The 15,530-nt window shown below is 37.3% G+C and carries 11 protein-coding genes; 6 read left to right on the top strand and 5 right to left on the bottom strand.

Annotated elements, in window-relative coordinates; all coding sequences use genetic code 11:
- Positions 1-51 precede the first annotated feature (51 nt).
- Positions 52-1,113, top strand: a complete 1,062-nt coding sequence (locus C0Z22_RS10165; RefSeq protein WP_103218261.1) for an alkene reductase — start codon at positions 52-54, stop codon at positions 1,111-1,113.
- The gene (locus tag C0Z22_RS10170) at positions 1,113-2,099 is read left to right on the top strand and encodes an LLM class flavin-dependent oxidoreductase (protein WP_103218262.1); all 987 of its coding nucleotides are present in this window, start codon (positions 1,113-1,115) and stop codon (positions 2,097-2,099) included. Before C0Z22_RS10165 ends, C0Z22_RS10170 begins: the two co-directional genes overlap by 1 nt.
- Here the strand turns inward: C0Z22_RS10170 and sugE are convergent.
- The gene (gene sugE / locus C0Z22_RS10175; RefSeq protein WP_103218263.1) at positions 2,089-2,418 is read right to left on the bottom strand and encodes a quaternary ammonium compound efflux SMR transporter SugE; all 330 of its coding nucleotides are present in this window, start codon (positions 2,416-2,418) and stop codon (positions 2,089-2,091) included. The genes C0Z22_RS10170 and sugE overlap by 11 nt on opposite strands.
- An 8-nt stretch (positions 2,419-2,426) precedes the next feature.
- Complete coding sequence (locus tag C0Z22_RS10180) at positions 2,427-3,062, bottom strand: LysE/ArgO family amino acid transporter (protein ID WP_103218264.1); 636 nt, start codon at positions 3,060-3,062, stop codon at positions 2,427-2,429.
- Between the two features lie 95 nt (positions 3,063-3,157).
- Between C0Z22_RS10180 and C0Z22_RS10185 the strand changes: the two genes are divergently transcribed.
- A complete protein-coding gene (locus C0Z22_RS10185; RefSeq protein ID WP_103218265.1) occupies positions 3,158-4,030 on the top strand; it encodes an ArgP/LysG family DNA-binding transcriptional regulator in 873 nt (290 codons plus the stop codon).
- Between the two features lie 4 nt (positions 4,031-4,034).
- Here C0Z22_RS10185 and C0Z22_RS10190 read toward each other — a convergent pair whose 3' ends face one another.
- Together C0Z22_RS10190 and C0Z22_RS10195 are read right to left on the bottom strand one after the other, a co-directional pair.
- Positions 4,035-11,600 (bottom strand): BspA family leucine-rich repeat surface protein, encoded by a 7,566-nt coding sequence (locus tag C0Z22_RS10190; protein WP_103218266.1) that lies wholly within the window; start codon positions 11,598-11,600, stop codon positions 4,035-4,037.
- Positions 11,601-11,914: 314 nt separating this feature from the next.
- Positions 11,915-13,180 (bottom strand): AarF/ABC1/UbiB kinase family protein, encoded by a 1,266-nt coding sequence (locus tag C0Z22_RS10195; protein WP_158246890.1) that lies wholly within the window; start codon positions 13,178-13,180, stop codon positions 11,915-11,917.
- Between the two features lie 37 nt (positions 13,181-13,217).
- On the opposite strand from C0Z22_RS10195, the gene C0Z22_RS10200 reads away from it, so the two are divergent.
- The 3 genes from C0Z22_RS10200 (at position 13,218) to C0Z22_RS10210 (ending at position 15,095) form a co-directional block, all read left to right on the top strand.
- Positions 13,218-13,973, top strand: a complete 756-nt coding sequence (locus C0Z22_RS10200) for an SDR family NAD(P)-dependent oxidoreductase (RefSeq protein ID WP_158246891.1) — start codon at positions 13,218-13,220, stop codon at positions 13,971-13,973.
- Positions 13,967-14,605 (top strand): flavin reductase family protein, encoded by a 639-nt coding sequence (locus C0Z22_RS10205; RefSeq protein ID WP_103218269.1) that lies wholly within the window; start codon positions 13,967-13,969, stop codon positions 14,603-14,605. The genes C0Z22_RS10200 and C0Z22_RS10205 overlap by 7 nt, the downstream gene beginning before the upstream one ends.
- Positions 14,606-14,741: 136 nt before the next feature.
- Positions 14,742-15,095, top strand: coding sequence for a hypothetical protein (locus tag C0Z22_RS10210; protein WP_103218270.1), 354 nt, complete (start codon positions 14,742-14,744; stop codon positions 15,093-15,095).
- Between the two features lie 66 nt (positions 15,096-15,161).
- Here the strand turns inward: C0Z22_RS10210 and C0Z22_RS10215 are convergent, their stop codons facing one another.
- Positions 15,162-15,455: a DUF6172 family protein gene (locus C0Z22_RS10215; protein ID WP_103218271.1), complete on the bottom strand. Its 294-nt coding sequence runs from the start codon at positions 15,453-15,455 to the stop codon at positions 15,162-15,164.
- Between the last annotated feature and the right edge of the window lie 75 nt (positions 15,456-15,530).

Genomic DNA, 15,530 nt, shown 5'->3' on the forward strand with positions numbered 1-15,530 from the left:
TATCAAGGGCAGGCCTATTGTTTGATAAACATCAAACTAAAGGAGTCTCAATTGAGTACGAATTTATTTACACCGATAAAGCTTGGAAGTGTTGAGCTAAAAAATAGAATTATTATGGCCCCTCTAACTCGTGCCAGAGCAGGAGCTGAACGAATTCCTAATGACCTCATGGTGAAATACTATGAACAACGAGCTGATGCAGGAATGATCCTTACAGAAGCAACGGCAATTACACCCTCTGCCGTTGGTTACGCAAATACACCAGGAATTTGGTCGAAGGATCAAATCGATGGCTGGCGTAAAGTAACAGATGCAGTTCACGCAAAAGGTTCAAAAATTTATATGCAACTTTGGCATGTGGGAAGGATCTCTCACTCAAGTTTTTTAAATGGGCAAAAGCCTGTTGCACCAAGTGCTATCCAGCCTACGGGACATGTATCACTAGTACGACCAATTACTAACTACGAAGTACCTCGTGCACTTGAAACTGAAGAAGTGAAAGCAATTGTAAAAGACTATCGTCAAGCGGCCATCAATGCGATGGAAGCTGGCTTTGACGGAGTTGAAGTACACGCTGCCAATGGCTACCTAATTGACCAATTCTTACAAGACTCAACTAATAAGAGAGACGATATCTACGGAGGGACGATTGAAAACCGTACAAGATTCTTGCTTGAAATTACAGACCAACTCATTGAAGTATGGGGCGCTGATCGCGTCGGCGTTCATCTTGCTCCTCGCTGCGATAGCCACGACATGGGTGACTCTAATCCCCTGGAACTTTTTGGCCATGTGGTAGAAGAATTAAATAAGAGCAAGATTGCTTTCATATTTACTCGCGACCCACTAGATGAGCAAAGTCTCTTCCCAAAATTAAAAGAAAAATTTGATGGTGTTCTAATTGCCAATCAAAAATTTACAAAGATAACAGCTGAAAAAGCATTGGAAGATAAAATTGCTGATGCCATCTCTTTTGGTGTTCCATTTATTGCAAACCCAGACTTAGTTGAAAGACTAAGAATTGATGCACCATTAAATGAGCCAATCTTTGATACATTCTATGGACCTGATCATGTTGGTTATACAGATTACCCGACATTAAAGGAGCTGTGATGACACCAAAACTATCGATACTAGACTTGGTCTTCGTTAATGAAGGCCAGCACGTAAAAGATGCTTTTGATAATTCAGTTCGTAGCGCGCAAGCAGCAGAAGAATATGGCTACAATCGTATTTGGGTGGCCGAGCACCACAATATGCCTGCCATCGCAAGTGCAGCAACTTCAGTAGTTATTGGATTACTAGCAAGTCAAACAAAAACAATTCGTATTGGAGCTGGTGGAATAATGCTTCCAAATCACTCTCCTCTTGTTATTGCTGAGCAGTTTGGAACACTAGAAGCACTTTATCCTGGACGTATTGATTTAGGTCTTGGCCGCGCTCCAGGAACTGATCAAATGACCGTGCAGGCTTTAAGAACAACAGCTCAAAGTTCAAATAATTTCCCACAAGATATTGTTGAGCTTCAGCGTCTACTCTCAATGGAAAGTGCAAACGATCCAATAGTCGCCACTCCTGGGCTAGGATCACAAGTTCCCTTATGGATTCTAGGATCAAGTACTTTTGGAGCACAGCTTGCTGCACACCTTGGATTACCATATGCCTTTGCTTCGCACTTTGCCCCTGATGCAATTCAAGAAGCACTATCTCTTTATCATGCGGGCTTTGAACCATCGGCTCAACAAGACAAACCCTATGTTATGTTGGGTGTGAATATCATCATTGCAGATACTGATGAGGAAGCACAATTTCTCTCAACAAGCCAGAAACAATCATTTGCCAATCTTCGTCGTGGATTAAAGAAGAAATTCCAAGCTCCTATTGAAGATATGGATACCTATTGGGATATGCACGAGAAGATGATGGCCCAACATATGCTTCACTTCTCTTTTGTTGGTTCCAAAGAAACTGTTAAAAGAGGCCTTGATCAGTTTATCGAACGTTACCGTCCAGATGAGTTAATGGTTGTGACCTCAATTTTCGATAATGAGAAAAAGATAAAATCTCTAAAGCTTCTGTCTGAAATTTTTAAGCAGTAAGTTTTAGACCAATAATTGAAATAAGCAGTAGCGCTAGAAAAGCTGTACGTGCAAGAGTAATTGGCTCATTGAAGAGAACTATTCCTAAGATTGCAGCACCTAGCGCTCCTATTCCAACCCATACACCGTAGGCCGTTCCAATAGGAAGAGTTTGACTGGCCTTAGCAAGTAAGAACATGCTTGCAGCTAGAGTTACAAGAGTGAATATACTTGGAATCAGTTTCGTAAAGCCTTCAGTATATTTAAGTCCAATTGCCCAACATACTTCAAGAAGACCTGCAATAACAAGAATAACCCATGCAGTAGTTGTCGAGGCCATAAGAACTCCTATGAGAGTAGTTGAATAAACTCTGTTACAGATTCACTTCCAAGCTTATGAGCAAGATAACCTAGTACAATAGCGGTAGCAAGTGACGAGATTCTTAAGTTCTTCTCTTTAGTTAAAATATGAGAGAACTTAGAAGAAAAAGTCACTAGAAAGTAAAACCATATAATTGAAAACACACCGGCACCAAGTCCAAAAAGAAAACGATCTTGAACTAAATTAAAGCGTGTTGAGTATCCACCAATTAAGAAAAAGGCATCAATATAGACGTGAGGATTAAGCAGGGTAAAACTAAGCGTCGTTAAAATCACAAGACGACGCGAAAGAGCAAACTTCTTACTCTCTTCAACTTCCTTAACACCCTTCACAGAGTCAATAAATTTCATTACCGCATAGTAAAGCAGAAAAGAAGCTCCAAGAAGTCCGATACCGACTTTAAACTCAACAGTTTTTACAAGAACACCAGAAACACCGAGAACGGCCAATAGAATTAGCGCCATATCACACACTGAACAAATAGCTGCTGCTAGGTAGTGATTCTTTTTCTTAGTGCCAATATCAATAAGAAAAAGGTTCTGTGCACCCAGTGCTAGAATAAGACTTGCCTGCAATAAAAAACCTTGAGTAAAAAATTCCATAATACCTGCTCCTGAGGCGTAATTTAATGCAAATCATGATATAAGTTAAATTAATCTTTTTAATTATTAATTAGTAAAACTTATGAGAGTAAATAATGATTGATTACCATGCACTCAGGGCCTTACAGGCCGTCATCGAATATCAAAGTTTTGAACTTGCTTCTAAGGCCATAGGTATTTCCCAGTCTGCAGTAACTCAAAGAATACAAAACTTTGAGTCCTTTCTTGGGACAAAATTATTAATTAGAAAGACACCCTACCGTGCAACTGAAAAAGGAAAGTCGTACCTGAATCTTTTGCGAAAAGTAACAAGCCTAGAAAATGAAATTCTAGAAGATGATGATATCAAAAAAGCAAAGCCTACTTTAAAGATTGCCATGAACCGAGATAGCCTCGACTTGTTTTTTCTCGATGTCCTTACTGATACAAAAGTATCTCAAGTTTTGACATTACAAATTATAGCTGACGACCAAGACAATACTTTAAAATATTTAAAAAGCGGTCAAGTTGATATGTGTATAAGTTCTGAGAAGAAGCCTCTTCCTAACCACACCTCGACTCATCTAGGAGATATGGTCTACTCGCTAGTTTGTTCTAAGAAGTTTTATAAGGAATATTTCAATGAAGGTGTGAATAAAAAAACTCTCTCAGAGGCTCCTCTTGTCGTCTTTGATAAATATGACAAGGCCCAACACACTTATTTGAAAGAAAATTTTAAAGTCGATAAGCTTACTAAAATCAATCTTATGCCATCAGTCCAAAGTTTTAAAAAAGCAATCCTAGGAGGGTACGGCTATGGACTCCTTCCCTTCATTGATATGGAAAAAGAGATGAAGAAGAGAAAATTCGTTCAATTAAATCCATCTAAGAATTTTAGTGTTTCACTCTTTCTGCACCAATGGGAATATCAAAGAGAACACATTAAGCTCTTTAATGAGAAACTAATCAAGGCCGCACAAAAATTATAGAAAATTAATTACAAGGTTCTCCGAAGATATCACCTGTACCAGGCGAGCCTCCTTGGTCACATGTTAAAACAAGAAAAGCATTTGAAGACGTCCACATATCAGTACTACTTGCTACACTTGTAAGATCCCACCCTGTCGCATCAACGGCCAAGACATCCGCATATCTAAACATCCAAGTCATCGATGTTACACTTGATGTATTAAGTCCTGCCATATTAATTGATGAAACTCCATTAGCGAAATAGAACATCCCTACGAAGCTAGTTGCACTTGAAGTATTAAAATGCGTTAGATCAATAACTGATAAAATAGTATCTCTAAACATATAAGCAAAATTTGTCACAGATGAAGTGTCAAATGTTGAAATATCAAGACTTGTTAAAGAGTCCATACCAGAAAACATATACGTCATTGTTGTAACGAGAGAAGTATCAAAACTTGTCAAATCAAGAGTTGCTAAAGAAGAGGTGCCATCAAACATCCTCTCCATTCTCGTCACACTATTAGTTTCGAAGCCTGTAAGATTTAAAGAAGTTAATGCAGTCATATTTGAAAAAGTAGCCGTCATATTCGTAACATTCGATGTATCAAGCATACTTAGGTCTAAAGTTGTAATAGTACTCATCCCACTAAACATTCGATCCATATTTTCAACAATGGCAGTATCAAAGTGGGCCACACTTAAACTTGGTAAAGAATTAAGATTGCTAAATAGATACTGCATATACCTAACCTTAGAAGTATTAAAGCTTGAAATATTTAGCGAAGTTAAACTAATGCCCGATGAAAACATATAAGACATATCAGTAACATTGGCAGTATTGAAACTTGAAAGATCTAATGTTGTTAGTGTATCAAGACCAGAGAACATACTCTTCATTGTCGTAACTTTTGTCGTGTCAAAATTAGAAACATTAAGACTAGATAAAAGAGTATTACTTGCAAACATTCTCTCCATCGTAGTGACATTTGCAGTATTAAATGAAGAGAGATTCATTGAAAGCATATTAGTGTTCCAGTAAAACATATCTCTCATATTAGTAACTTTACTCGTATCAAAACTTGATAAGTCTAATGTTGTGAGAGAATCCACATGGAAGAACATCCCCTCCATATTCGTTACATTTCCTGTATTAAAATTTGATAGGTTTAAAGTCGTTAAACTTTGAACATACTTAAACATCTCCTTCATATTCGTCACACTTGCAGTGTTAAAATTTGAGATATTAAGAGACGTAAGATTTCTCATGTCTTTAAACATCGCAGTCATATAAAGAGCACTAGAAGTATCAAAGTGAGACAGATCAAGAGAAGTCAGATTAGTAACTCCCTGAAACATACTAATGAAACTTAAAACATTACTTGTATCGAAATTAGAAATATTTAAACTAGTCAGACTCCCCATATTAGAAAAAACCTGTGTCATCGAATCAACATTTGAAGTATTAAATCCAGATAAATCAAGTGTTGTCAAAGCTGTCGCCCCATTAAACATATAGGACATTGTTACAACACTACTTGTATCAAGCCCGGTCATATCAACTGAAGTTAAAGACGTATTATTCATAAAAGTATATTCAAGCGACGTAATACCAGTTGACGCCGTACCTGCAACAAAAGTCGTAAGTTGATTACAATTGTAAAATGCTCGAGATAAACTTACCCAACCAACTTCTCCAAGAGATTCGACTGAAATTAATTGATGTTGATTAGTATAAGCACCATTGAGAAAATCCATTCCCTCAAATGTACCAACAATCTTCACTTGATAGTCACCAGCACTTGCATAAGTATGGGCCTTATTTGCATCAGTATCTGATGTAATTGTCTGAACAGGTGTTCCGTCACCCCAATCAACTGTAAAATTATAATTATAAGTTGCTACAAGTGGTAAAGTGACAACTTCATTCACAGCCGTCGTTCTCCAAGTCGTCTTAAACGGATTAATTTGTTTACCAGATAATGAAACAGTAGGTGTTGTATATGTTCCATCTGAAACAGTTAGACTACCTGTGTATGTTGTTGCGGCCGTTTCAACACCACGAACACTGATTGTACAACTTGCTCCTGCTCCTAAAGAGATTCCCGTACAATTATCAACAACGACTTCAAAATTACTTGTGTCTCCAGTAATAACTGGAGATTGAATTGTACCTGTTGAAATCGTTCCATTATTCGTCACAGTTAAAATAGACTCATCTCCAATTTCTCCGGGTTCAATATCAAGACTACTTAAAACCTCTGGAGAAATGTCAAATTGCTCAACCGTCTGATAATTAAATATTTCATAAACGGTCGAGTTTCCATCTGTAAGAGCAAGTGTAACAACGCTCGTATCTTTAACACCAGCATTTGGAGTTAGCGTAACTGTACAGTTAGGGGCCGTTCCACCAATAACAATATTTGCATTACTAAGTAGAGCAGTATTACTAGAACTTCCAGTTACTGAACCAGAACAAGTTATCGTCGAATCAGCATCACCAATAGTAAATGGAATCGGAGTTGTTGCTGTACTAATTAACGAATTTTGATCGGCAACTGAAGAAATAACAGGAGGGATATCACATGGATGTCCTGCAGTAAGTCGAATATTATCTAAGGCCATATCTGAGGTATAGGTACTACCTGTCACTCCTCTAAAGCGAACCATTGTAGTTGTTGAACCGGGGAAAGATTCACATAAGTTAATACTTTCAGAGAACCATGAATTTCCTTGATCTCCAGATTGGCCCCAAAGAATGCTTGGCTCCCATGTACTTCCACCATCAAGAGAATACTCTAAATTTAACTCTCCCATCGCGGCACCATACATATGCCAATCAAATTCAATCACATACTTATCAGTAACCGTATTGAAAACCGGACTTTCTATCACATGAGTATTATTATAATTACTCGATGACTCAATGAAAGCATAATAAGTACCATCTGTTGGAGAACTAGGACCAGTTCCAGAGCTTGGAGTAGTATCAGGATCGACAGACCAATTTCCATCATCAGTTGCAGATTGAGACCACGTCGTAACCCCTGTCGAAGCAAATGTTTCATTATAAGAAGGCCCTGGAAGGTCGGCTACAACGATTGCAAATATTTCGTTATCCGTTAAACTACCGTCTGTTGCCGTAATCATAAACTCATACTCACCATCTTGGGTTAAGTCAGGAGTCCAGTCCATAACACCTGTCGAGATATTAAAGCTGACTCCTGTTAAGCTCGTACAGCTTGAGCCTGAAACACTACCATCAATATTGATATCGTATGTACATGAATAAGTTAGCGCCTGACCATCGAGATCAAGATCGTCTCCCCCATCTGATGCATTAACAGTTGTGATAGGAGTATTTTCAATTGCACTATTTTGATCAGCGATTGCATCAAGAACAGGAGGAGCATTTACATTATTAACTGTTACACTAAAGATTTCATCATCACTTAAGCTTCCATCACTAGCGACAATTTTAAATTCATAATTACCAGATTGAGTATAATCAGGTGTCCAATCCATTACCCCGGTCGTCGCGGAGAATGAAACCCCTGACAACGATGTACAAGAAGTAGCACTTGCAACAGCACCATCAACAACTGTGTCATATGTACATGAATATGAAATAGAATCTAAATCAGCATCTAAATCATCTCCCCCATCTGCAGCATTCACACTCGACATCGCAGAGTTTTCAGAAACAACGATATCTGCGATAGAATCTAGTACAGGAGCACGATTTGTATTTGTAACCGTAACGCTAAAAATCTCAGAGTCACTTAAACTTCCATCTGATCCAGTTATTTGAAACTCATATGAACCAGACTGATCATAATTAGGAGTCCAATTTAAAACTCCTGTCGTACCATTAAAGCTAGCTCCAGTAAGAGACGCACAATTTGCACCACTGACACTACCATTTACGACAGTATCATAGATACATGTATAAGAGATCGCATCATTGTCATTATCTAAGTCGTCTCCACCATCACCGGCATTAATTGGAGTCATCACAGAGTTTTCCGCGACAGATTGATTTGAAATACTATCTAGGACTGGAGGCTGGTTGACATTATTAACAGTGACGACAAATATTTCATTATCACTTAAGCTTCCATCACTACCATTAACTTGAAACTCATAGCTTCCGGCTTGACTATAATTTGGCGTCCAATCAAGCTCCCCTGTTGAGGTATTAAATGTAACACCTGATAGAGTCGAACAATTGGCACCTGCGACACTTCCATCAACAGTAGTATCGAAAGTACATGAATAAGTAATTGTATCTAAATCAATATCTAAATCATCAGCACCGTCAGCTGCATTAATCGTAGTTAAAGCTGAATTCTCATTTACTGATGCATCGGAAATACTATCTAATACAGGGGCACGATTGACATTATTTACAGTGATTGAAAATATCTCATCATCACTTAGGCTTCCATCACTCCCAACAATCTTAAACTCATAAGTTCCTGCCTGAGAGAAATTAGGAGTCCAATTTAGAACCCCTGTTGCGATTACAAAAGATGCTCCTGGAAGTAGAGAACAATCAGTTCCACTCGTCACTGCCCCATCAATGACAGAATCGTATTCACAGTTATAAGTAATGGTATCTAGATCAACATCTAAGTCGTCTGCTCCATCAGCAGCATTGATAGTTGATAGCGAAGAATTTTCTGCAACTGTTTGATCACCAATTGGATCTAAGACTGGTGCACGATTAGTATTTGTTACGTTAATAACAAATATTTCGTCATCATCTAACGTACCATCACTACCTATAATTCTAAATTCATAATTTCCAGATTGATCATAATCAGGAGTCCAATCGAGCTCACCTGTTGCGGTATTTAAACTGACTCCCGTTAGTGTCGTACAATTTGAACCTATTGATACCACCCCATCAATAACGGTGTCATATAAACACGAATATGTTATGGCCTCAAAATCACCATCTAAATCGTCACCTGAATCATTTGCATTAACAGTTGTTATTGAAGCATTCTCAGCAATACTAAAGTCAGAAATAGCATCAAGGACAGGAGCTTGATTAACATTATTGACTGTAATGACAAAAATCTCATCATCACTTAAACTTGCGTCGCTACCATTGATTCTAAACTCATATAATCCACTCTGAGTAAAATCAGTCGTCCAATCAAGCTCTCCTGTTGTCGTATTAAATGATACTCCTGAAAGACTTAGACAACTAGTTGAACCAACACTACCATCAACTGTTGTATCATAAAAGCAAGTGTATGAAATTGTATCTAAATCAATATCACTATCATCGCCTCCATCACCTGCATCAACTGTAGTTATGGCAGAGTTTTCAGTGACACTAAAATCGGCAATAGCATCAAGCACAGGAGCACGATTAGTATTTGTAACAGTAACCACAAAGATTTCATCATCACTTAAGCTGCCATCACCTCCCGTGATCTTAAATTCGTAAGTTCCTTCTTGATCAAAATCAGGAGTCCAATCTAATTCACCATTAACAGAATTAAACGATACTCCTGTTAACGTTGAACAGTCAGCTCCAATAACACTTCCATCAATTGTAGTATCAAATGAACACGAATAAGAAATCGTATTTAAATCAAAATCGAGATCGTCCCCACCATCTCCCGCATCAACAGTTGTGATAGCATTATTTTCACTTACGATAATGTCTGAAATAGCATCTAATACTGGAGCAACATTTACATCATTTACAACAATCGAAAAGATTTCATCGTCACTAAGGCCACCATCTGCTCCCGTAATCTTAAATTCATAATCACCTGATTGAGAGTAACTTGGTGTCCAGTCAAACTCTCCAGAGTTAATATCAAACGAAATCCCTGTTAATGTTGAACAGTCAGCTCCAGTAACACTCCCATCAATTGTAGTATCAAATGAACAAGAATAAGTAATTGTTTCGAGATCAATATCAAAATCATCACCACCATCACCAGCATTAACTGTTGCTATGGCACTATTTTCAGCAACTATGATATTTGAGATAGGATCCAATACTGGTGCACGATTCACATTGTTAACAGTGACTGTAAATATCTCTTCATCACTAAGACTTCCATCACTCGCAATGATCTTAAATTCATAACCACCGGCCTGGATAAAACTAGGCGTCCAGTTAACAATTCCAGTCGCTGGATCGAGATTAAACCCAGAAAGTGTTGAACAACTTGTCCCTGAAACACTTCCATCCACAACAGTATCAAATTCACACGAATAAGTGATGGCCTCAAGATCAATATCAAGATCATCCCCACCATCAGCTACGTCAATAGTTGTCATTGCCGAATTTTCATTTACAGTTAGGTTTGCAATACTATCAATGACAGGTGCACGATTATTATTGGCAACATTTATAACGAAAATCTCATCATCTACAAGGTTTCCATCTGAGGCGACAACCATAAACTCGTAACTTCCACTTTGAAAGTAATTTGGCGTCCAATCGATAACACCAGAAGAAGGATTTAATGAAACTCCGGCTATCGTAGTACAATCAATTCCCGAATTCACATTTCCGTCAGCAATCATGTCATAAGTACATGTATAAGTAAGAGGCTCACCTCCACTATCAAAATCGTCTCCACCATCACCGGCATCAATAGTTGCAATTGGACTTCCTTCCGCAATTGGCCCTTGATCAGCAATAACATCAACAACAGGAGGAACAAAGCCTGAAAGCGTACCACTTACTGTGGCAATATCAGAACTCTCCTTAGAGTCACTTGTATACATTGAAACACTATAACTTCCATTATTTGAGGCAACAGGCCTTATATCGAAAGTACATGTATCATTAGGAGCTAAGACAACTCCCTCACAATTATCATTGATAACTTCAATATGCTCAGCATCCGCACCAACGATAACTGGTGCCATCAGCGCAGCACTCTTAACAGTTCCTGAATTTTTTAACGTTAGCGTTTCACTAGGTCCAGGAGAAGCTCCTCCTGAAATATTTAAGTTACTAATAGAGTTCGTTGAAAGAGTTAGATTCACTCTTCCGATAAAAGTATTTGAGCTTCCAGAAGAATTACTTGAACTTTCTTCACTATTGTCTGCTACAGAATCTTCAGAAGGATTGAAGACACTTGTCACTTTAATCCCAAGTTCTTTCTCTTCTTTATTTTTATTACTTGGAGCAAAACTTGGCGAATCAAAATCTTGCGGCGGAGTTTCAAAAAAACGTTCATCCAATGAAGAGACTTTTTTTACAGGATCACTACTTAATGCAGAACTATAGCCGCCCTGCTTTTGTCCAATCGAATAGTATCCGATATTTTCCTCTTCGTTATACTGCTCGGCCACTAATGTACTGGCCACATTACGATCTTGCTCTTTCTTGAATTCATCCTGTGAAGATTGAGAGATATCCTTGAATGGATAGCTTTGATTTTTTTGCTCGTTCTTTAAGGAAAGCTTTGAGTTATTTGTTACTTCTTGATTAACTTCTTCTTTAGATTTTACAGATTGATTTTCGTTGAATGAAAATGAGAAATAATAAACTAAGAAAATAGCCGATGCGATAAATGAGAATTTGAATAATCTTGAATTATTCCTCAATTTAAAGATCCCCCACCTACTGCACTAAATTTTCTATGCTAAAGAAAATTTAATGTGCACTACAAAAATAATAACTTAAGGCTAAAAATCAAACTAATTTTGTAGCTAAGTAATTAAAATCATTCGCTCTCTTTAAAAAAAGCGCGCCTAAAATTTAGGCCAAGTGCAATGATGAAAACCCCTAAATTAATCAACATCTACCAACTCACCCTAAGGCAAATTAATTAAATAACTTATCGGTAGTCTCTATAGAATTATGAACAAATTCTCTTTGCTTTGATAAATTTTTTTAAAATGAGCCTAACTATCTGAAACTAAAGAAGACACTCATCAAGCAGGGCACGTACATCAAATTGAGCACCTAGTTTGTGAAGAACAAAGAAAACACCACCTATCTTTCGATCTAGAAAAACGGTATGTCTTGAAGGATTTCCTACGGCGACCTCCTTCATTAGCTGAGGGGCCATTTCCATAACCTTATCTGCAACGTTGGAGCGACCCCAATCATAGACCCCACCCTGAAAAGGTGCAGCTATAATTTTGGCATACTCCCAGAAGAAGTCTTCATTTGTTTTTTTATTCTTAGATAGGTATTCCATCTCATAGAGGTTTGAGAAGAATAACTCGCGATCAAGATTAGCGCAGGCGATGATTAGAGTTTGATAGCCCTTCAAGAAATTGTCTGGTGGAGTTTTTGAAGCACCAAAATCAATTAAACCCCAGCGGTTATTTGGTAATAAAATATAATTACCCATATGAACATCTGTCTGAACTTTTTTAAACTGGAAAAGCTCTAAGAACATAAGTCTCATGAAATCTCTACCAAGCTCGTTTCGATCTTCTTGAGATAGATTTAATTGGTCAAGATCTCTTAGGCTATGGCCATCAAGATATTCCATCGTTAAAACCTGCTCATTACTAAAATCCTCTAAGACTTCAGGTATTTTGTATTGCGGGTATTCACTTAATAATTTTCGAAACTCATTTATAGACTTAGCCTCTGCTTGATAATCAGTTTCAAGAAAGAGCATCTCTTCAATTTCACTATAGATTTCTTTTAAGTCTACTTCTTTTGGTATGACATTGAGTAACTTCATTAAGATTTTTAGGGCCTTCACATCATTCTTGATTGCCTTTCTGACACCCTTGTACTGAATCTTCATGGCGTAATCAACACCGTTATAGTGAGCAAGATGAACTTGGCCAAGACTTGCAGCCGCGATTGGTTTCTCTTCTATCTCAAGTTGTTCTAAAAAACTTTTAGGAACTTGATCTTTAATTTGTTCCCACTCTAGATAGTAAGACTGACTCTCTAACTGCTTTAATACTTTTTGCGCTTCAGGCGGTAGAAACGCACTTGCATAAGTCGATAGTAATTGACCAGCTTTCATGAGAGAGCCCTTCATCACACCGAGCTCATTTACAATGAGTTCCACGTGAGGACCAATACCACCACTCAATTTATTTTTTAAATCTTCATTACGTTTAGACCAAACGTCTTTTCCCATTTTTAAAGCGAGTTTTGCAACCCCTACTTGTCTTGAGATGAACTTATTTTTTATTTTATTTATTTTCTTCATTAGCATTCTTATTCTAACATTAACTAAAGGAGAATGGATGTATTTTCGACTCAATAACTGTAAGCATGCCCTAATAATTGGTGCCGGTCATGGAATTGGACTTGGGATAGTGCAAAATTTATTAGAGAACTACTCAGGTATGCACGTCACAGCAACCTATCGAAAAAGAGAAAGTGCCTTAGATTTATTAAGCCTAGAAAAGTTATTTCCTAATAACTTACATGTATACCAGTTAGATCCTACTAAAGAAGAGCAGATAAAAAACATGGCCCTAGAACTTGTTGATAGCTCTTTTGATCTGATAATTAATAGCGTCGGAATGCTTCATGACATAGAACTTAATCCAGAAAAATCTCTTAAAGAATTTGATCCTGAGAATTTTATTAGAATTATTCAAGTGAACGCAATGGTTACACCACTCATTGGAAAGTATTTTGAAAAGAATCTAAGTAATACTCCTAGCCTTTTTGCAAGTATTTCAGCAAAAGTAGGAAGTATCGAAGATAATAAGATTGGTGGTTGGTACAGCTACCGAACTTCAAAAGCGGCACTGAATATGCTTATAAAAAATATCTCTATCGAATTCGAAAGAAAGAGAAAAAAATGTGTAGTTCTTGCTATTCATCCAGGAACGACTAAAACAATATTATCCGAACCATTTATAGGTAGAACTTCCTACATAATTCACGAGACACACGAAACAGCTTCTAATATACTTAATACCATTAATAATAGAGAACTTAGTGAAACTGGAAAGTTTCTATCTTGGGACGGCGGAGAAATTCCATGGTAACGACAACAATTAATGATACTGATTTTAAAAACTTTGATGAGAGAAAGAGAATAAAATTCATAAATGCTTTATCAGGATTTAAGTCAGCAAATCTTGTCGGTACAATCAATAATGAAGGACAAACTAATCTTTCAATTATCAGTTCTGTCGTTCATCTAGGTGCGTCTCCAGCTCTTATTGGCCTCGTGATTAGACCTGATACGGCCAGAAGAGATACACTAGAAAATATTCGTGAAAATGGCTTTTTTACGATTAACCATGTTAATGAAACAATTGTAGAAAAGGCCCATCAAACAAGTGCCCGCTATCCTCAAGATCAAAGTGAATTTGATGCCTGTGGCCTAACTGAAGAGTACAAAGATAAATTTCTTGCACCATTTGTTTTAGAAGCAAATATTAAAATGGCGATAAAATTTGTGCGTGAAATTAAAATCGAGGAAAATGGTACACATTTTTTAATTGGTGAAATTAAAAGTGTTCACTTACCACAAGATTGCCTTGAGGAAGATGGCCATATCGATATTCATAAAGCCTCTACAATCTGTGTGTCAGGTCTAGATGCTTACTTTACGACGAGTGCTCTAGGTCGCCTCAGCTATGCAAAGGCCGATCGCCCACCAAGTTGGCTTTAGAGAAAAATACAAAAATTTTCCTAGCTAGCATTGACACTATTTTTTTTGCTACCATTTTTTTATTACGAGAGGTAAATAACTAATTTTTCGACCTCTAAAGAATCTTTTTTACTACAAACCGTATCAAGGAGACTTTATGTTAAAGAAAACTAATTTATGTGATTTTTCAAAACCTTTATTTTCTGACTTCGGTATTGAGCTGACATATGAACAGCATCAGAAAATAAAAGCACGACTCGATAGGCTTATGGACCGATGCCCTAATCATGGCCACTATCAGCTTGAATTTAAGAAGCATGAGTCTAATTATATAGCTCAGCTCAGTATTAAGTCCTATTCGAAAAACTTCTATGCAAAAAAAGTTGCACATACCCCATATCAGGCATTTCTCCTTTTAGAGGAGGAAATCGATGAGCAATTATTAAAATGGAAAAGAGAAAGATTTAGTAATAGCTTAGCAAGTAATTTACGTGGACCGCAAGTCGCGTAATTTATCCCTTGGCAAAACTCCTGACATCTCCAGGAACCAATTATGGTTCCTGGAACTTAATTAGATCTATTCTTTTGAACGAGGATTACGGCGAGCTTGTTTTGCCATAATTTCTAAATAGAATGACTCAGCTTTTTCACTCACGAGTAAATCAATCTTTTTGTTGATTTCTTTTTCATGAATCGCTTGAGCAGATTCTGCACTTTCACCAATACGACAGTCGAAATCCCAAAAGTCAGAACCTTCAGGCAACTCTTTTCGACGCTCTCTTTTAATATACTTCTTTACTTCAAATTTAATTTTATCTGCGACTCTTTCAGCTGAGCGCTTTTCATCCACTAATTTAAATGTTTTCTTCACTTTAATCTCACTATTTATATGTAATAGAAGCTTTTAGCATGGAAAATCTCGGAACACACCCTATTAATCACAACC

The organism is Halobacteriovorax sp. DA5 (assembly GCF_002903145.1).
Classification (GTDB): Bacteria; Bdellovibrionota; Bacteriovoracia; order Bacteriovoracales; family Bacteriovoracaceae; genus Halobacteriovorax_A.